The organism is Alteromonas sp. OM2203 (genome assembly GCF_048517045.1).
In the GTDB taxonomy this organism is placed as follows: domain Bacteria; phylum Pseudomonadota; class Gammaproteobacteria; order Enterobacterales; family Alteromonadaceae; genus Alteromonas; species Alteromonas gracilis.
In genome coordinates this window covers 3161758-3181446 of record NZ_CP183209.1, presented here as the reverse complement: position 1 = coordinate 3181446, position 19689 = coordinate 3161758, and the positions used below count along the sequence as shown (strand labels likewise).

Sequence of the window (19689 nt, the reverse complement as noted above, 5' to 3'; positions counted from 1 at the left end):
TGAACAATGAAAAGAAATGGCAAATAACACAAAAAAGCCCCATCGACTGACAGGGCTTTAATTTAGTAAGCTAAAAAACTCAATACTTATGCGGCGTTTTGACCACCGTCAATCGCTTTTAGCGTTTGTGAAGCTGGTAGCAATTCTAAATCGAATGTGTATTCGTCTACACGAACTGCTAACTTGCGCTTCTCATTGTAATCATGAAGCTTCGCTGCTTCGTCAGCTGTTACTACGCCTTTTTCTTGTAGCTTGTTAAGTGCATGCTCAAAAGAAATAAACGGCACTACAGGCTCCTTGCGCAGTGCTTTTTGCACTTTGCCTAACAGGTGTGCAACAGCGTGCTTAGCTTTAAATGCTTGCTCGTTGATGTCGTTGCCATCACCAGGGATAACACGTACAAGATGGGTAAGCTGCTCTTTAACGCTATTATCCTGCATTGACGCAATTGAAAGCTCGCGCACCAAGTCGTCACTAATACCTGCGACACTGTTTGTGTAGGTATTAGTAAGCAGGCGCATCAGACCGCGTGTAGCAGTGTTCGGGAAATTGTTAATAAAGTTGACAATTGCCTGATCCGCTTGCTGTAAAGACCACTGCATCGCGTACTCGAAATACGGTAGAGCTAGTTTTCTGTCTTCAATGCGCTGCTCGTAGAAACGAATTGCTGCCATTGCGCCATATAGGTAGCTCATTACGTCGCCAAGGCGCGCTGAAAGAAGTTCGGCCTTCTTCAGGTCTCCACCCAGAACCGCAAGTGAAAGGTCGGCAAGCGGCGCTAGTTTTGCAGAGATGCTGTTAACACGCTTCTCATATTTACGTACTTCAGGTAGTGCAGACTCACTTTCACGTAGGAAAGGAAGGTAGCCTTTACCCAAGCTGCGGAATGCATTTTTAACGCTGAAGCCCACAGTCTTACGAAGAACTTTGTTGAATTCTGCATCCGCTGAACTTTCGTTGCTGTGAATTAAGTCAACCATATCTTTAAGGTAAGGGTGGCAACGCATTGCACCTTGACCGAAAATCATCAGGTTACGAGTAAGGATGTTTGCACCTTCTACCGTAATTGCAATAGGAAGTGCAGCATAACCACCCGCAAGTGTATTCTGAGGTCCGCGCTGAATTGCTTTACCCGCTTGGATATCCATAGCAGAGTTCATTACATCACGGCCTAGCTCGGTCATGTGATACTTAGCAATAGCTGTTACTACTGATGGCTTAACACCTAAACCTAAACCTTCGGTAGTTAATACGCGCATCGCTTCTAGTAAGAACGTCTTTCCAGCGATGTCTGCCATTTTCTCTTGAATACCTTCGAAGCGACCAATTGGAAGACCAAATTGCTCCCGAACAAATGAATACTCAACCGTACCTTTAAACGCAGATTGTGCTGTCGCAACACCCATAGCTGGAAGTGAGATACCACGTCCCGCACCTAGACAGCTAACAAGCATCTGCCAGCCGCGACCGATGTTCTTTTGGCCACCAATGATGAAGTCCATTGGGATAAATACGTCTTGGCCACGGGTAGTACCGTTATAGAAACGCACGCCCATTGGGTCGTGACGATTTCCAAGCTCAACGCCAGGGTGTGACTTAGGTAACAAGGCACAAGTAATACCTAGTTCTAACTTGTCGCCAAGTAGTTGGTCTGGATCGAATACTTTAAATGCAAGACCAAGTACTGTCGCAATTGGTGCAAGTGTAATGTAACGCTTGTCCCAGCTTACGCGTAGACCAAGCACTTCTTCACCGTTGTACTCGCCTTTGGTAACGATCGCTGCGTCAGGGATTGCACCTGCATCTGAACCTGCCTCTGGGCTAGTAAGCGCGAAACAAGGGATATCGCGGCCGTCAGCCAAGCGAGGTAGCCAATAATCTTGTTGCTCGCTAGTACCGTAATGCATGAGTAACTCGCCAGGGCCTAACGAGTTAGGAACCATAACAGTTACAGCAATCGCACCACTTTTCGCTGCAATTGTTGCAACAATAGTCGAGTTTGCATATGGGCTAAATTCAAGACCACCAAATTTCTTTGGAATGATCATAGAGAAGAAACGGTTTTTGCCCAAGAAATCTAACATTTCCTGAGGGATGTGCTTACCGTTGCCTAAGTCGAAGTCGTCAATCATAGCCAATAGCTCTGCTACTGGCCCATCCATAAACGCTTGCTCTTCAGCACTCAGTTTAGCCTGAGGAATGTCGCGCAATGCCTGCATGTCAGGCTTGCCTTGATAGATAGACGATTCAATCCAAACATCACCCGCATCTAGGGCTTCTTGTTCTGTAACTGAAATTGGGGGTAAAACTTTTTTTAAGCTAGTTCTGATACTCATAGTAACTCATCCGCTCATCTGACCAGTTGTATGGTTTTATACTACACCTTATTTGAAAAAGATCAAATATTGTTAAAAACATCTAAATTTCAATGTTTTGGCGTAATTTTGAGACGTCTTTTTTACGAATGAGATGTAAAATCTATTAACATTGCGTGTTTTTAATGTTTAAAAAATGAGCGCATGGCAATGTTGGCATCTGTGTTTTCACTAACGTCGGTAGCCTTGCACGCCTATTTTAGTTGCTGTTGCGCATTTTATTTCAGTGCATTGTCTTTTATAGTTAGCCCACTTTAACAAGGAGATGTCATAAAAATGCGCAGATTTTCACAACCATTCGTTAAACTCTTTTTTGGAAGCGCAGCAATTGCAGCCTTAATGTATTCGAATTTAGCGAGTGCAGACGTTACGGGTTACGCTGTGGCGAACATTGGGTACGGAAACGTTGATACAGAAATAGACAATGAAGCAGACATTAGCTATTCAGCTGCTATAGGCTATCGCTTCCACCGTCAATGGTATATAGAAGGTGGGTATATCTCTTTAATTGATGCTGATAACGACGAGCAATCGATATCTAGCAGAGGCCCTTACGTTGCTTTGTTAGGCAAAGCTAGTAGCCAAAAGGGTGAACTTTATTACAAGTTAGGTGTGGCAAACATAGATATAGAACATGTTTCGATAAATGGTTCGGCCTGTGGTGCAGACGACGTTATTTGTGGGTACGACGACAGTATTGTTGCTGGTCTGGCTGGGTTAGGGTTTGATTATTATGTTGGACTTCAATCTATGGTTCGCGTCGAGTATACCTATTTTGGCGGAAAAGATGATTTCTCAGCGCACATAGTAAACCTAGGATTTAGATATAATTTTTAAATACTGTCACATCTACTATTCTAGAATACATGCTTAATAAGAACTTGCTGTCGTCTGTGTTTCAACACGACCTCTAAGGTAAATTGAGGGATAAATAACCGTTAAATTAACGTTTACTCTCCCAGAGAGTGATTGCTGTTTCGGTGACTGTAATAATCAGACAAATCCAAAAACCGCTAGCTCGTGTAAAAACAAGTAAATTCACCACTATGGATTTACAATGAAAAACGAATTAGACAGCAAGTTCTTACTTCAGGTTTTCGATAAAATTCGTCAACACGGCGCTAAAGAAAATGAGCAGTATAAGCTCAACGGTATTACTGCTTTTACAGACCACGATGGCTACACGCTTTATATCGAAGACGTGCATGTTAAGTTGCAGTTTGGTTTTCATAACCAGTATCACTTCGACTATGACTCAAAAGACCAATATGAGTCATTTGAGAAAAAGCTGAAAGAAATCGATAAAGAGTATTAAGTGCATACAGCCGAACAGTAAATAAAGGCGATGACCAGTGCATCGCCATTATATTCTCAGACTGCCCTTTCATATTGCCTTCACTGGCTGTATACCGTTATTAGCCCCGGAAAAAACCTTCTGCTACAATGCCGACCAATTCATTTCAAGGAAAATAAACATTGGCGGCGGCAATCAAAGCACCTAAGTTCAAACTGGCATTTTTAGGTCCAAAGTTTTGGCCTGTGTGGCTAGGCGTATTCATTTTATATGCGATAACGTGGTTACCGCTTCCTGTCATCCGCGTTATTGGCGGTGTTACGGGTAGGCTTATTGCGTTAATCGTGCCTAAACGCGCCAAAGTTGCGAAACGAAATCTTGCCCTTTGGAACCCGTCATTGTCTGAACGTGAAGTTGAAAAGCTATACAGAGAAAATATTCGTCGTACCGGTATGGCTTTATTCGAAACGGCCATGGGATGGTGGTGGCCGAGCTGGCGCGTAAAGCGCGCAATCGAAATAGAAGGAACCGAACACGTAGAAGCTGCCTTTGCCAATGGGAAAGGGGTTTTTGGCATGGCGCTTCACAACATGAACTTGGAGTTTGCTTGTCGGGGCATTGGTTTTTTTCACCCGAGTATCGCGTTTTATCGTAAACACAATAATCCTCTGGTTGATTATCTTCAGTATCACGGGCGCAACCGTTCGAACAAATACATGATTGATAAACGCAATGCGAAAGCTCTGCTTGCAGCACTGGACGATAAAGAACTGTGTTTATACCTGCCGGACCAAGATTACGGCCCAAAACAAAGTATTTTTGTGCCTTTTGGTGGGGTAAAAGACACGGCAACCACCACGGCAACGCTTATGTTTATTAGGCGCAGTCATTCAGAGCCTATGATCATAACGTCTCAATACACCAAGCGCGGCTATAAAATAAAAATTTATCCACCGCTATCTCAACTGGGTGAGATGAATGATACAGAAGCATTAACCTTGCTTAACCAGCACGTTGACGCCGCAGTAAAAGAGCAGCCAGAGAGTTATCTTTGGATGCATAAGCGTTTTAAAACTAGGCCCGAAAATAATCCTGAATCTCTGTATAAATCACTGTAGATTGTTTGAAAGCGAACGTTGACGCGCCCCGAGCGGTCAAAGGTTATCAAAAGCTGGTAAAAATAGATAAATAGGATAATGGAATTACCCGTTGTTGGTAGACTAAACTAATAATCAGAAGGTGTGAGTTTATGCACATGTTCTAATGCGCTAGAGGACTTTGCGGGAACAGATTGGTAGGTTATGGGACAAACAAGTTATTCAAGCTCGTCATTTTGGGCTAAACAAATCGGTATTGCGGTGGTCCTCGTTATTGCTGCAGGTGTTCTTATATATATTTTACAAACGAATGAACAAGCGCCGGCGCCCGCTTCGCAGAAAGAAGAGAAATCAGTGTCAAAAGGGCTGAGCGAGTTCTATCGGGATTTTCGTATGTCTGCCACCGATCCGAAAGAAGAAGAGCAGGGTGATTTCGTTATTGATATCGCCGGTGTGGATGCGAATTTAGATAGCAAGTTAGCCAAAATGTCTAGTCAAACCCGTCCGGTGGAGAAAAACTGGACAGGCGAATACAAAAATCGTGCGTTTAGAGAAGGCAATACTCTACGCGAAGCTATTTCCCAATATGCCCAGGCTGAAGGCATGCAGGTAATTTGGAATTTAGAGCAAGATTTTGTTATTAAATATCAGTTTCAGCTCGATAATACGGTTTCCGGCTCGTTAGCAAAAATCGCTAGTGCTATCGACAGTAGCTTTGAAGGCGAAGTGAAAGCTTACTTATGTGCTGAACAGCGCTCTCTGGTTGTTACTGCAGAAGAAACGGATTTTCTTTCTAAGAATTGTCGACTGCTGAGGGCCTAAGGTCTAAAAGACCAAAAGACCTAAGGTAAAAGGTTAATACGACGGATAGTTATTCTAACCTTAACCGCTCTTGATCAAGAACCCGTAGAAGTCTCCAAGTGTGAAACGACTTGGCGTTTATAACGTAGCTTAATAAACGCCGCTCTTAAAATACCGATTAGTCGCAAACCTTTTATTCACTGACTTACTCACTGCATTTGCCGAAAAGGCTGTCCCAATGGCGTGTGACTTCCTCGCGTATTGCGTCTAACTCTTCGCTTTGGTCTGCATATTTTGTATCTGCAAGCGTGAGGTGATGATATTGCTCCCGCAGTTTTAAGTACGCCCGTTGCAGCTTCGTAGCAGTCTCAGCAGAAATAATATTGCCTTGGACTGCGCTATCAAAAATACGCAGATTATCTGGATACGTTGTCATACTTTCCACCGACTGCGCATTCGCAAGTACGAAGTATTGCGCCATAAATTCGATGTCAGTAATTCCGCCTACGCACTGTTTTAAGTCAACTTTTTCGTTGTTTTTAGCAAGTAAATGTTCACGCATTTTTAGGCGCATCTTACACACATCTGTCGCCAGCGCTTGTTTGTCTCTTTTTTGGGTTAATATCGTGCTTCTTACGCGATTGAAATCTTCTAATAGTTCAACGTCACCGCAAATAGCGCGAGCGCGAACCAATGCTTGGTGCTCCCAAGTCCATGCTTCTTCTGTCTGATATTTTTCAAATCCGTCAACATGACAGCAAAGCAGCCCTGCATTTCCAGATGGTCGCAAGCGTAAATCGGTTTCATAAAGCTGCCCAAATAATGTCTTTGTGTTGAGCAGGTGCATAATGCGTTGAGCTAGCTTTATATAAAACTGCTGAGCTTCCAGAGATTTTTTACCGTCGGTACTGATACCACGAGGTGCGTTATGCAAAAACACCAAGTCTAAGTCAGAACCATAGCCCAATTCATAACCGCCGAGCTTGCCATATCCTATAACAGCAAAGCCTTTCTCGTTACCTTCCAAATGTGAAGGAACGCCGTAGCGCTCACGCATCTGCATCCAAGCTGCATTTACGGCGTGCTCAAGGATAACTTCGGCTAAAACGGTAAGCTTATCACTTACATTATTTATAGGGAGCGAGTCGCTAATGTCGCTGGCTGCAATGCGAAGCTGTTGACAGAGCTTAAACTGGCGAAGACCGTCCATTAGCATTTCCACATCGTCTTGCTCTATGCGGAGCATGGTCTCTCGAAGCTCAAGCTGATATTCCTTCTTACTGGTATGAATGTCGGTATTCTGTTGCCCTAAATATAGAGGGGTAAGTAATTCATCTAGCAGCAGCGGAAAACGTTTAATTTCTTGCGCAATCCAGTCACTGCGCTCACATAGTTTAACCAGTTGTTTAAGCACATCAGGATTTTCGAGAAGAAGGTCGAGGTAGGTTGTGCGCCCAGTGATAGCTTCAATAACGCCCAGTAACCGGTTGAGAACTTGCGCTGCATGATTCGGGTGTTGATTAATAAGTACGTATAGAATCTCAGGAAGCAATTTGTTTAACGTATCTTCCCCTTTTTGACCTATACGATAGTTTCGCTGCTTGTCTTTAAAGGTCTTAAGCGCGATGTAAATACCGCTGCTGTCCGCCGCCGATAAATAATCGCTAAACGTCTCTGCAAACTCGTCTTCTTGTAGAGGAAGGCGCCAGGCGTCTTGGCAGGCGGTAAATAACTGGTCTTCATCTGAGTGGGTTTCGTGAGATTCTTCCACCAGCTCATTAAAGTGGCCATGTATACGTGCCATAGTAGCGTCGAGCTGCTTAAGAAATTCAGCGTATGTATTATATCCCATTACCTCGGTAAGGGCGCTCTGCTGCCATGGTGCTTCTGGTAAGGTTTGAGTTTGACGGTCCTGGCTTTGCTGAAGTGTATGCTCCACTTTTCTCAAAAAAAGATAATCGTGTTTCAACTGTTCGGTAACGTTACTTTCTACAATGCCGAGTTCACTTAACGCAGTTAAAGTGCGAAGCAGTGATTTACTCTGTAAGGCGGGCTCTCTTCCACCGTGAATAAGCTGAAAGCTTTGCGCGAAAAACTCAACTTCTCTGATACCACCTGCACCTAGCTTAATGTTGTTATTTAAACGGCGGCGACGAATTTCGGTGGCAATCAACTTCTTCATGTTGCGAAGCGCGTCAAGCGTAGTGAAATCAAGGTATCGTCTGAAAGTGAAAGGGTGAAGAATACTTTGCAGCCACACTGCGTTTTGTGAATTATCATCGTTAATAATTCGTGCCTTCACCATGGCAAAACGTTCCCAGTGACGGCCTTGATCTTGATAGTAATCTTCAAGTGCAGCAAAGTGCATAACCAGCGGGCCGGAATCACCAAAGGGGCGAAGGCGCATGTCCACACGGTATACTTGACCGTCGTTGGTTACCTTATTGAGCGCCTGGATAAGTTTTTGCGCAACCTTGGTAAAAAATTGCTGGTTCTCTAAGCTCTTACGGCCGCCTTGCGTTTCACCTTTCTCAGGATAAGCAAAAATTAGGTCGATATCAGAAGAAAAGTTCAGCTCCTTCCCGCCTAATTTACCCATGCCCAAGATATACATGTGCATATCTTGGTTACCGCTTTGTGGCTTTCCATAGCGAATGGCTAAATGATAATAAATCCATTGGTATGCTTGGGTAATCAACACATCAGCCAATGCTGAGACTTGTATTAGCGAACTTTCAATAGTCTGTTTATTTAATGTATCGAGAAACGTAATACGCGCCATTTCTTGGTTGCGATACTCGCGAAGCACTTTGAGCAAATCGTCTTCGTTTGAAACATTGGAGAGTTTGCCTTTCAACACCGATTTATATTCAGATGAGATATGTTGTGCATCGCTATCTACATAAGGTTGTGGCGGAGCGTTTTGCTGCACTTCATTAAGGTCTACTGGCAGCGCGTCATCTTGTTCACTTGTATTTTGTGTTTGGTTTTTTTGAGGTGTTTTGGGTTTTAGGGATTGGACACCAATGACATGTGATAAGAAGCTTGGTTTCTGGATAAGCGTTTCTGCCAAAAATGCAGAGCGAGAAAACGCGAGTTTTAATAATTCACTGTGTTGTACTGCAAGGTTTTTATCATCTGCCGTCAACGATGGTGCTGTTAACAATTGCTGCCAGAATTTCTCTGCTTGTTCTACGTTTGTCATGCTATTTTCGTTATCTGTTGGCATAATGCTCGCATCTTTTTGATAATATTCCGGTCTTTAGGAAAAAGCTCGCGTTTTGGTGTTGAAACTCATTCGATAGCGCAAGTATTAAAGGCTTGGGCGTAATTGAAGTTGCTAGCGTCAACACCTGATTCAACCAAGTCCCAATTAAAATAAATCGGAACAAGTTCTTTCCCATCATTGTACAAGTTTGTAATAGATGGAAGTGGTTCATTTAGATGTTATTGTTTTTACAACACTAATTGAATACATAAATATAGAACCTTCTATGTACAAGGAGCAAAGATAACGTGGAAGCCTTAGTAAAACTAGTACCCCTGACACAAGAGCTACTCATTTATTTGGCCATGGATGTGGCGATAGCGTTAGTACTTCTGATGATCATGAAGTGGTTAACTGGTGCATTTAGAAAATATTCAGTTACAGAAGAGTTAGGCGTTAAAGATAACTTTGCTTTCGGTATCAGTATCGCGGGTGGCATGCTGTCTTTATGTATTGTGTTAAGTTCAGTGGTTGGGCGTCATATTGGTATGGGATACCAAGAAGCGGCGATAGGTATGGTGACGTTCGGTATAGTTGGGATCATACTCGTAAAATTCGGGCGCTTTGCTCACGACAAGCTGGTGCTTAATAAGGTAGACACGCATGCAATGATTGCCGAACGAAGTGTAAGTGTAGCACTCGTTGATGCGGCGAGCTTGGTAGCAAGTGCCATTGTGTTGCGCAATATTATGATTTGGGTTGATGGCAGTGACATGAATGCACTGATTGCGATTGTTACTGGTTTTACCGTGGTGCTTACCATGCTGCTGGTGATGACGCGAATTTTAGAATTCAGGTATGCCCGCGATAACCAAAATGACTCGTTTCAAGGCGCGCTTGAAAAAGGGCAGTTAGCACTCGCTATCGAGCATAGCGGCAACCTTCTTGGTACTGCTATGATAGTGTCGGCAGCAAAGAACCTGCTTATTTACAATCCATCGGGTTATGTGAGCAATGTAACAGGCTGGTTAATTGTAAGTGTAGGGCTAGCGATAGCACTTCATTTGCTGGTACTGGCGAGTAAGAAAATAATTCTTTTTGGCATGAATATCCGGCAAGAGGTGGATCATCAGCACAATGTGGGTGTGGCTGCCCTTGGTTTTACGCTAAGTATTGGTAACGCCATGATCATAAACGGTGTTTTAGGCGGTTAGAAAGCTTTTAAGTTCTTATCGGCTAGAGTTGTGCGCGTATCGTTTTTAAACAACTAAGAACGTGTAGGGCTCAACTTGACGGCACATTTCAATCTTCGAACTTTGCCTTTACGCACGCTAAATCGTTGAGCTGCCCTTTTTTGATAATGCCGTCTTTTTGTGGGCGGCTCATTTGCTTCACGGCATATTCAAGCTGGGCTGCATGTATTTTATCTGCTACTTCAAATACCGCTTTAAAGCTCAGCGGCGACTTACCTTTAAGCGCCTTGGCGCCACCTTTAAGTTCGCCCCTGTGTTGTGCGATGCGTCGCTTAGGGTCGGTCGTGATCCCCGTATAAATTTGCCCTAGCTTGTTCTCTATAAGGTAAAGATACCACGGGTTATTTGTACATCCTTGGTGGGTATTGCCGTTCTTGGCTGTTATACTCTGTGCCAATGTTTTTAAAATCTACAAAGTTATTCTCAGCATGATATTACCAGATTTTAGCAAAGCGAAAGTGCTTATTGTTGGCGACCTAATGTTAGACCGCTATTGGAGCGGTGGTACAGGGCGTATATCTCCCGAAGCACCAGTGCCAGTGGTGAACGTTAATAGTTCTGAAGACCGAGCTGGTGGTGCTGCAAACGTTGCAGTAAACGTGGCAACTCTTGGGGCTGAAGTAACTTTGCTGGGCATGTGCGGTAAAGACGAAAATGCGAATATTCTCAGAGAGCGTTTAGAAACTCACAACATACAGTGTCAGTTTTTTGAGGTAGAGGGTTTCGATACCATCACCAAGCTTCGCGTTATGAGCAGAAATCAACAGCTTCTGCGTTTGGATTTTGAAAAAAGCTTTGAACACGCTGATAAATCAGAATTGGAATTGGCTTTTGATAAAGCGCTAGACGAAGCTGATATCGTCATTTTGAGCGATTATGCTAAAGGGTGTTTGAGCAACCCCGCCAAGCTTATTGAAAAGGCACGCAGCAAAAATAAACGTGTGGTAGTCGACCCTAAAGGCAGTGACTTTGGAAAATACGCTGGTGCTGCGCTAGTTACCCCAAATATGGACGAGCTTCGCGGCATTGTCGGCGAGATAGGCAGTGAACAGGTGCTAGTGGAAAAAGCACAATCATTAAAAGAAACATTGAATTTAAGCGCGCTTTTGGTAACTCGCTCCGAAGATGGTATGACGTTGTTTGACGGCGACAACACCGAGTTTCATTTACCGGCAAAAGCGAAAGAGGTGTACGACGTAACTGGGGCAGGGGATACAGTTGTCTCAACGCTCGCTGTTGCCTTGGCTTGTAACTTGCCACTTCAAGCTGCTTGTGTGCTTGCTAACTTAGCCGCAAGTGTCGTGGTTGGAAAGTTAGGTACCTCTACCGTCACTAACACCGAGCTAGCATTAGCGTTAGGCGAACAGTCAGTTCATCTGGACGGCGGTGTAATGACAGAAGACCAGCTGGAGATTGCGCTAAAAGCAGCGAAATCACGAGGCGAGAAAGTGGTAATGACAAACGGCTGTTTTGATATTCTGCACTCTGGCCACGTTGCCTATTTAGAAGAGGCTGCGCAGCTTGGCGACCGATTAATTGTAGCGGTCAATACCGATGCGTCTGTCACTAAATTAAAGGGACCTGGCCGCCCGGTAAATAACGTAAGCCGACGTATGGCAGTACTAGCAGGCCTAAGCGCTGTCGACTGGGTTGTACCTTTTGAAGAAGATACGCCACAGCGCGTTATCGCCCGATTGTTACCCGATGTGCTCGTTAAAGGCGGTGACTACAAGGTTGAAGACATTGCGGGTGGCAAAGAAGTTGTGGCTAATGGCGGTGAAGTTAAGGTGCTTACCTTTGAAGATGGTGTGTCTACCACGGGTATTATAGAACGCATCACGCAAAATAAGCTGCGATAGCATTCAAGGTTTAACAAATAAAGAGATAACACTTCGAGAATGGCGCGTTGTTGGTTACCATATAATCAAAAGTTACGCGCCGCGTCTAGCACCAAAACTATTACGTTTTTTTTGAACGCACATTCTTTAATGGAATAACGGTAAATTGCATGTACGAAAGTTACTACGGACTTAACTCGAAACCGTTTCAGTTAACCCCCGACCCTCAATTTTTCTTCGCGAGTAAATGGCACAAACGCGCCATGTCTTATCTACAGTATGGACTTTCTCAAGCTGAAGGGTTCATTGTTATTACCGGCGGAATTGGAACCGGGAAAACCACCGTTGCCAACAGTCTACTTGAAGAAATTGAAGACGATATAGCCGCGGCCCAAATTGTAACGCCAAAGCTGTCGCCAGATGAGCTGGTAAAGATGGTAGCGTCTAAATTTGATGTTCCTACCGAAGGGCGTTCGAAAGCGGACATTCTCAAGGCTCTTGAAATATTCTTGTATGACCTAAATAGAGCGGGGCGTCGCGCTTTGCTTTTAGTGGATGAAGCGCAGAACCTTCCTCTAGAAAGCATTGAAGAACTAAGAATGCTGAGTAACTTCCAGCTCAACGGCAAGCCGCTTATTCAAAGTTTCTTACTGGGTCAAGAAGAGTTGCAGCCAATTTTGCGTGCGCCGAACATGGAGCAGTTTAGGCAGCGTATAGTGGCATCGTGTCACTTGGCTCCGCTTTCACTAGAAGAGTGCAAAGAGTACATCGAGTACCGCCTACACCATGCCGGTTGGAACGGCTCTGCATTATTTAGTGACGAAGCGTTAGAACGCATTCACATGTTCTCTCGCGGTATTCCACGTAAAATTAACACCCTTATGGATAGGGTAATGCTCTACGGTTTTCTGGAAGAGCTTGAAAGCTTTGATGCTAATGCGGTAAACGAAGTAATTGAAGAAGTAAAAGCTGAGATGTTTGAGCCTGATAAAACGGGCGCAGAAGTGACCGAACATATGGGCTTTGCTGACCACCCAGAAAGTCAAACTATCATGACCCCTAAGGGAAATGTTATACGCGATACCAAGTACTATTTGGACATGCTGGCAGAGCTAGTAGACGCATTAGATGACGCTATTTCACAGAAAGTGAAAATGACCCAATACGTTGATAAACTTATGAAGAAAAAGTTTAAGACCTATGTGCGGTTGAAGAGTGATGATAAGCGAGAGTGAGGGTTAGCATAGTTACTAAAGAGTATTTGTTACAAACCTTCGTAAATGATTTCAAACGCTAATCATGTTCAGCCAAGCCATTTAACAAACGCCCTAAGTAGGGCGTTTCTTGCAGCACATTCTATCAGCCAATGCCCTCTGGGGCTCCCCTATGCATACAAAATTGAAGTTGTTTTAGCGTTGAGCGACGCTTCGAAACTTAGTCGTATGTATAGGTGATAGATGCGCTAATACGTCGATCGGTATAGTTATTTCCGAATTGACCACCGGCGTTCAAATCACCTTCTTGCTCAAGATACCGTGCGTCAATACTTGCCTTTAATCGGCGACCGAACTCTCTTTCTAGACCGATAGATGCATTCCAATTATCACTTTCTCCACTGAAAGTTTCTTCTGCTCCCAGACCCGTAATGTTGGCGTAATTAATACTGCTCGTTAAGTTGGTATAACTACCAATTTTATAGGCTAGGTTGGTACCAAAAGAATAGGTGCGCCTTAGTCTATCTTCATCTAAGTAATCATCTTCAGAGTAGCGCCATGAAAAAGCGAGAGTTACGCGAGAAAAGTCATAGCCAGCTTGAAAATTGGCACTTTTACGCAAAATAATATTGTCGTCGAACTCTACGTTTTGAGACGTAATCTGTACTAACTGCTCACCGGCACTGGGTGTGTAGTTTAAGCTATTGGGCTGAAAACAATCGGCGATAGATGTTGTTGCCGTAGGGCAAACGAATACGCCTAAATTCTCTGGGTCGGCAAGAAGCCTTGAGGTATTAGTCACGTCCTCCGTATAACTGAACGATGTTCGCAAATATTTAGAGTTATAGCCGATACTTGCTGAAGCAGATTCACCATAAAAACGACGTCCATAAGTCGCAGCTATGCGAGTGCGGGTGCTTAATGCCCATTGCATGTCTAAACCAATAAAGGTTTCGCCATCGTCTTCTTCGAGATCAGAATCGCTCTTATTTGCCGTAATTGATATATAACGATTTTCAGCCCGACGATAAGTTAAACCTACACCGTACGAATTAAACTCTCTTACTAAGCTGTTTGTATCGTCTCTATCTGATATTTGGTTCGCTTCATGGCGCGCTGTTAGGCGGATGGCCCAGTCGCCATAAACTCGCGTGTCTATAAAGCCGTCACCAGTTCTCGATTCAAAGTCGCCCGTATTTGCTTGTCCGCGCTCGGTATTCTGATAAGTACCGGTCACTGACCAGAGAAAATATTTGGCTTCATCACCATTAATTAAGTTACCAGTAAGTTGGTAACTGTCATTGTTAAGAGCATTATTGTTTGTTATCGACCGTTCAGACGCTGTGTCTGAATATGCCGCTGTGCCTTGGCCTCTGACCCAGTCACCTTGATCAAGGGTGAGCGTTGATGAAAGGCGATTGGACCTTGTTTTCGCGAGACTGTCAGAATTAGCAATAAAGTCGCTAACTAAAAAGTTCGCAGAATTAGTGTTTTGATAATTTAAAGCGCCAGCGGCTTGAAAAGATAACAGGTTTTCAAATGGTACCCACTGCGCTGAATAGCTGTACTCTGCATAATCCTGCCGCTGATTTGCATCGTCATTGTCCCGTTCAAGGTGGGTATAAGTGCCAGACCACAATCCTTGAAATGTTCTAGTTTGATAGGTGGCATTAACTTTTGGGGCAACTGTCAACGTAGTCAGAGAACGGGTACCGTTTTCCTCAGTTTTCACGTTCTGGTGAATGGTGTCGGCAGTAGCCAGAGCATTAACTTCGAGCTTGGCTTGTGCAACGAAGCTTGTTGCTACAGACATAGCAACAAGCGAAAGCTTCATAATTCTATTTTTGGGCATCAAATAACGCCTAATCGTTACGCTCTGAGTAGTAGTACCCATAATATCCGCTTCCGTCGGTGTCATTATGAACAGATTTGTTAACCACAAATCCTATGGCCATGTCTGGGTTTAGACGTTCTACAGACATCTTTATATCGCTTATTTTTGCCTTACCTTCTTCCACTACAACCACCGCTTGACCGGCGAAATTTGCGAGTATCGCACTTTCATTGATACCAATGAGTGGTGGAGTGTCGAAAATTACTATTCGATCAGGATATCGGTTAGCAAATTCATCTACGGTTTCGTGCATCTTTTGGCTAGCAAGCAACTCTGTAGATAAGTGGTGCGACTTTCCGGCAGGAATTATTTTTAGTTTGTCGATGTTCGTGGGGTACAGCACATCTGAAATGTCGTCAACATCACCAGTTAAATATTCCATTAGCCCTTTACGACGCTCTAGTCCTAAGGTATTCAAAACATTTGGTTTAAGCACATCGGCGTCAACAAGAAGCACCGTTTTATCCTGCTCTGAGGCTATACTCATTGCCAAATTCGTCGCCGTGAAGGTTTTCCCTTCAGAAGGTCGACTACTTGTAACCATGATAATATTAGGGTTATGTAACGTTTTTGAAAGTGAGCCGAAAGCGTTAGCTAAAAGCTTACGCTTAATTTCTCGATACTCTTCGTTTATTTGCTTGCGCTCACCATTCAAAGAGATATGCCCGTTCTTATCGAGCCTATCAAAATTTATGGTGAACTCATCAAGCGGCGGCCGCTGATTAACGAACTCTTTCTCTTCCGCTACTATCTCTACAGCAGGCAGCTCTTTAGTAGATGAGGTTTCAATGGAAACTTCCGATTCTTTTACTTTGCTTGAAGAGCTGGCTTCTTCAAGTTTGTCTTCTGGTAAATTATTCTGCTTTGCAGCTTTAGCTTCTTTTTGCTTTTGAAGCGCTTTTTCAATGGTGTTTTTCATTAAAGAAGCCCCCCAAATAAATCTATATTCATAATTTCAGCCGCGACTAGCGCTCCATACATAGCCAAAATAGTACCACTAGAGAGTAAAAACACGATAAGTCGAGTTCTATTGGTTTTGTTAATCTGCTCAATGTTCAAGTGCGTGACCGTACCCCAGATAGGGTAATCTGACACATTTAGTAACTGCTTAGGTCGTATTAAAATTGGATTAAGCTGACTAATTAGAAATGCGACAGCTATTCCCGCGCCAAAACCTACCACCAAAACTGCGGTATAAAAAATAAGACGGTTAGGGCCCGAAGGGCGTTTAGGTAATAAAGGTGGTTCTATTATTCTAAATTGAAGGTCTTCCGCTGATACATCTGCTCTTCGAGATAGGTCCGCTGATTCACGGCGAGAAAGTAGCTCTTCGTATTTCTGTTTGGTGACACCGTATTCTCGGTTTAAAGAAGATGACTCAGCTTCAATTTGAGGGATTAAATCAACTTTACTTTCGAGTTCAGAAATTTTGCGTAATAAATCTGTTTCCTTAACTTGAAGTGAGGCAATCTGACTCTCTAAACGGCTTGCTTCTAGTTTAATTTCGCGGTTAAGTTCAGACAGGGGTTGATTGTTATCGCCTTCGTCAGCGCTTAGGAAAGCCTCAATTTCTTTGTCTCTAGAGTCTTCTAAACTTTCTAGTAGTGCTTTAGTTTCTACCACATCAGGGTGCAAATCCGTAAAGCGAAGCGTAAGTCTGTCGAGCTCTTCTTCTAACGCACGTATACGTTCATCGTAGCGGGTGCGAAGGACCGGTTCGTCTTGGTTTGTTACACCAAAACTATCGTTGCGTTTCACACCGCTTATTTGTTTAGTAAGCGTTTCAGCTTGCTGCTGTGTTTGCTTTATCTGAAGGCGCGTAGCTTCTAGCTCATCATTCAAGCTTTGCAAGCTAGAATAATACGAGCCCGCCAGCGGCAGAATGTCGTTGTACTGACGTTTGAAGTTAGCCAAACGTTGCTCTGCTTCTGTAAGGCGTGATTCATATTCGGCAATCTGCTCGTCTAAAAAGCGTCCGGCAGTATCTGTATCTTTGCGGTTATTGCCTAAAGCACCCTCAACGAACAGATCTAATGTTTCTTGAACTACTCTTTGAGCAACCAAAGGCTCTTTATTAGAAAACGAAATATTGTAAATGTTATCTCGTCCAGTCGACGATAGTTTAATTTCCTTCGTAAGTGACGTTACAAGAGATTCAAATTCGTTTTCTGTAGTCGTGGTAATATCAAGATCGCTTTCTCTGGCTATTTTCTCTACGTTACTTCTACTAAGTAATGTTTTGGCCATCATTTGAATTTCTTGGTCAGGATTTGTCTGTATAGCGAGCCCACGTAATAACGGCTGTAATACAGAACGCGTGTCTACGAACACTTGGGCTTTCGACGAATAGACATCAGGAAGGCTGGCTACATACAAAAAGCCAACAGGGCAGATTAACCATGAAAAGATAATAACGTAACGCTTTTTAATCCAAACTCCTTTTACATAATCAAGGATCTGGGTTAGCGTTTGTTGTAAGTCCTGCATTTTATTATTTGTTCCGTTTACTACTTAACAACTAGAACCAAGCTTCTGGAATAATTACGATATCGCCAGGTAGCATATCGACATTTTTAGAGATGTCGCCATCTCGTATCAGGTCGTCGATATCGATTTCGAAGGTCTTTTGTCTTCCTTCAATAACCCTTACAAGTTTTGCGTTGTTTCCGTCAGCAAATTCAGTAAGACCGCCAACGGCTATCATTAAATCAAGAAGGGTCATGTGTTCCGAATAACTGACTGCGCTGGGGTTCGTGGCCTCGCCAATTACTCTAACTTGCTCACTCAATGGGCCTGTGAAGTTATTTACACTTACAGTAACTCTAGGATTGTTGATATAAGTCGAGAGTTGCTCTTCAATTTCTCTGGCTAGCATTGTTGGCGTGCGGCCGGCCACATCGATATCTTCGACTAATGAGGTAGTAACCTTGCCATCGGGACGAACAATGAAGTTTCCTGACACTTCTGGGTTACGCCAAACAAAAATAGTTAACGAGTCGCCTGGGCCTATCAGGTACTGGTAATCGTTCACGTCGGTGGTCAGCGAAGGTCGCGTGGTCGCTTCGGGCAATGCCGCGGTATTACTACAACCGTTAAGACCAATAAATAAAATAGGGGCACAGCATGTAATTAGCGTTCTAAAGCGGAACATAAGAGATCATCCTACACTCATTATGGTTAATATATGGCTTTTGTCGTTTACCCTACGGTAAATGCCACTATAATGCCAATAACAATTGTAGTCTATTGGAATAAATCCCTTTATGATGGGAAAAACGCCGCAGTTTTAGGGGGCCAGGGGTGGCAGTAAACAAGCGCAATCAAAATAAACGCTCAAACATACTAGTAATAACAGAAGCGTTGCTCATAGCTTACATGGGCTATATTTCTCATTTTATACTCACGCAAATCGGAATGTCGCCAAATGTTTCGGTTGAAAAACTTGTTATAAATGTGGGAATGCTTACCGTTTCCATATTACTTTGCTCGTTATCTGTCGGCTTGTATGAAGCCAAACTTAGAGAAACGTTTCGAGGCATAATTCGCCGTATTTTTGTAAGTGTTGGCCTTAGCTATTTTTTAGTAGAAGTATTGAGTCGTGCGTTTTTCGACGACTTGGTCATGGATTCGTATTTTTTACCTGCTTCGGTGTGTTCAATAATTATTACTTTGGTTGTATTTAGATACTTCACTAATCGACTAGGGCTGTTGGGCCTAGGTAAAGTGCGTATTTTAGTGCTTGGTGCCGGAGAAAGGGCATCAATTATTGAAAAACGGATGCGAAGAGATGTTGACCGAATAGGGTTTGAGTTAGTGGGTTTTATCCCTATTCCAGGTGACAATCGCGAAGATGGCATTAAAAAAGAAAAAATAATCCATCTAAAAGTTGATGAGAGCTTCCAGCAGTTTATTGTAGACAATGAAATTGAAGAAATAGTTATTGCTTGTGACCAAAGGCGAGGAACGTTACCGGTAGAAGTTCTGTTTGATTGCAGATTGCGTGGTATAGAAGTAACAGAACTTTTAGATTTCATGGAGCGCGAGACAGGGCAAATTGTAGTTAATCTGATGTATCCAAGTTGGGTCATCTATTCGAACGGTTTCCAAAGTCAGAACTATTTAAGAGATGCGTTAGATTACACGCTTAATGCGATATTAGCATTTTTCATATTTCTCTTTGTTTGGCCAATCATGCTGACAACAGCATTAATAATCTATCTTGATGATGGTCGCAAAACAGGTGTCTCTGTGTTTTACAAACAGGAGCGCGTGGGTTTAAACGGTAAGCTTTTCAAAATCATTAAGTTTAGGAGCATGCGACCTGATGCAGAGAAAGACGGTGCAAAGTGGGCAAGTAAAAACGATGATCGTGTCACCCGCATAGGTCACTTCATTCGAAAATACCGAGTAGATGAATTACCCCAGCTTTTAAATGTATTTAAAGGCGAAATGGCATTTATCGGCCCTCGCCCAGAAAGGCCACAATTTGTAGAGCAGCTTGTTCGTGAGGTGCCTTATTACAATCAGCGCCACAATGTTAAGCCAGGTTTGGCTGGTTGGGCGCAGCTAAATTACCCCTATGGCGCAAGTGTTGAAGATTCCATGGAAAAGCTAAAGTTCGACCTTTATTACGTTAAGCACCAGAGTCTATTGTTAGACATTCTTATTTTAATTCGTACCGTTGAAGTTGTGCTGTTTGGTAAAGGGCGATAATT

At 43.4% G+C, this 19689-nt stretch carries 15 protein-coding genes; 8 read left to right on the top strand and 7 right to left on the bottom strand.

Going from position 1 to position 19689, the window contains the following annotated elements:
- Window positions 1–86: 86 nt before the first annotated feature.
- Window positions 87–2336 (bottom strand): acyl-CoA dehydrogenase, encoded by a 2250-nt coding sequence (locus ACM0P2_RS14140; RefSeq protein WP_159120104.1) that lies wholly within the window; start codon window positions 2334–2336, stop codon window positions 87–89.
- 315 nt (window positions 2337–2651) lie between these two features.
- Between ACM0P2_RS14140 and ACM0P2_RS14135 the strand changes: the two genes are divergently transcribed.
- The 4 genes from ACM0P2_RS14135 to ACM0P2_RS14120 all read left to right on the top strand — a co-directional run bounded on the left by ACM0P2_RS14135 (window position 2652) and on the right by ACM0P2_RS14120 (window position 5588).
- A complete protein-coding gene (locus ACM0P2_RS14135) occupies window positions 2652–3212 on the top strand; it encodes an outer membrane beta-barrel protein (protein WP_159120103.1) in 561 nt (186 codons plus the stop codon).
- Between the two features lie 220 nt (window positions 3213–3432).
- Complete coding sequence (locus tag ACM0P2_RS14130) at window positions 3433–3690, top strand: DUF3081 family protein (RefSeq protein ID WP_105931572.1); 258 nt, start codon at window positions 3433–3435, stop codon at window positions 3688–3690.
- 161 nt (window positions 3691–3851) lie between these two features.
- Window positions 3852–4787: an LpxL/LpxP family Kdo(2)-lipid IV(A) lauroyl/palmitoleoyl acyltransferase gene (gene lpxL / locus ACM0P2_RS14125; RefSeq protein WP_159120102.1), complete on the top strand. Its 936-nt coding sequence runs from the start codon at window positions 3852–3854 to the stop codon at window positions 4785–4787.
- Between the two features lie 183 nt (window positions 4788–4970).
- Window positions 4971–5588, top strand: coding sequence for a TcpQ domain-containing protein (locus tag ACM0P2_RS14120; RefSeq protein WP_105931574.1), 618 nt, complete (start codon window positions 4971–4973; stop codon window positions 5586–5588).
- A 184-nt stretch (window positions 5589–5772) separates the two neighbouring features.
- Here the strand turns inward: ACM0P2_RS14120 and glnE are convergent, their stop codons facing one another.
- Entirely contained in the window at window positions 5773–8796 is a 3024-nt protein-coding gene (gene glnE / locus ACM0P2_RS14115) for a bifunctional [glutamate--ammonia ligase]-adenylyl-L-tyrosine phosphorylase/[glutamate--ammonia-ligase] adenylyltransferase (protein WP_419226714.1), read from the bottom strand.
- 287 nt (window positions 8797–9083) lie between these two features.
- On the opposite strand from glnE, the gene ACM0P2_RS14110 reads away from it, so the two are divergent.
- Window positions 9084–9989 carry a DUF350 domain-containing protein gene (locus ACM0P2_RS14110; protein ID WP_159120100.1) on the top strand — a complete coding sequence of 302 codons (906 nt, stop codon included), beginning with the start codon at window positions 9084–9086 and terminating at the stop codon, window positions 9987–9989.
- A gap of 88 nt (window positions 9990–10077) precedes the next feature.
- On the opposite strand, the gene ACM0P2_RS14105 is transcribed toward ACM0P2_RS14110, so the two are convergent.
- Entirely contained in the window at window positions 10078–10425 is a 348-nt protein-coding gene (locus ACM0P2_RS14105; protein WP_105931577.1) for a GIY-YIG nuclease family protein, read from the bottom strand.
- A 31-nt stretch (window positions 10426–10456) separates the two neighbouring features.
- Here ACM0P2_RS14105 and hldE point away from each other — a divergent pair, with 31 nt between their 5' ends.
- Window positions 10457–11887 carry a bifunctional D-glycero-beta-D-manno-heptose-7-phosphate kinase/D-glycero-beta-D-manno-heptose 1-phosphate adenylyltransferase HldE gene (gene hldE, locus ACM0P2_RS14100; protein WP_159120099.1) on the top strand — a complete coding sequence of 477 codons (1431 nt, stop codon included), beginning with the start codon at window positions 10457–10459 and terminating at the stop codon, window positions 11885–11887.
- Window positions 11888–12036: 149 nt separating this feature from the next.
- Entirely contained in the window at window positions 12037–13101 is a 1065-nt protein-coding gene (locus ACM0P2_RS14095) for an XrtA/PEP-CTERM system-associated ATPase (RefSeq protein ID WP_159120098.1), read from the top strand.
- A gap of 199 nt (window positions 13102–13300) precedes the next feature.
- Here ACM0P2_RS14095 and ACM0P2_RS14090 read toward each other — a convergent pair whose 3' ends face one another.
- Genes ACM0P2_RS14090 through ACM0P2_RS14075 form a run of 4 tightly spaced genes read right to left on the bottom strand, consistent with a single transcriptional unit; the run spans window position 13301 to window position 18125 of the window.
- Window positions 13301–14932: a TIGR03016 family PEP-CTERM system-associated outer membrane protein gene (locus ACM0P2_RS14090; protein WP_236547205.1), complete on the bottom strand. Its 1632-nt coding sequence runs from the start codon at window positions 14930–14932 to the stop codon at window positions 13301–13303.
- A 10-nt stretch (window positions 14933–14942) separates the two neighbouring features.
- Window positions 14943–15893, bottom strand: coding sequence for an XrtA-associated tyrosine autokinase (locus ACM0P2_RS14085; protein ID WP_159120096.1), 951 nt, complete (start codon window positions 15891–15893; stop codon window positions 14943–14945).
- Window positions 15893–17461 carry an XrtA system polysaccharide chain length determinant gene (locus tag ACM0P2_RS14080; RefSeq protein ID WP_159120095.1) on the bottom strand — a complete coding sequence of 523 codons (1569 nt, stop codon included), beginning with the start codon at window positions 17459–17461 and terminating at the stop codon, window positions 15893–15895. The genes ACM0P2_RS14085 and ACM0P2_RS14080 overlap by 1 nt, the downstream gene beginning before the upstream one ends.
- A gap of 31 nt (window positions 17462–17492) precedes the next feature.
- Entirely contained in the window at window positions 17493–18125 is a 633-nt protein-coding gene (locus ACM0P2_RS14075; protein ID WP_159120094.1) for an XrtA/PEP-CTERM system exopolysaccharide export protein, read from the bottom strand.
- A 149-nt stretch (window positions 18126–18274) separates the two neighbouring features.
- On the opposite strand from ACM0P2_RS14075, the gene ACM0P2_RS14070 reads away from it, so the two are divergent.
- Window positions 18275–19687 (top strand): TIGR03013 family XrtA/PEP-CTERM system glycosyltransferase, encoded by a 1413-nt coding sequence (locus tag ACM0P2_RS14070; RefSeq protein WP_159120093.1) that lies wholly within the window; start codon window positions 18275–18277, stop codon window positions 19685–19687.
- Window positions 19688–19689: the final 2 nt, after the last annotated feature.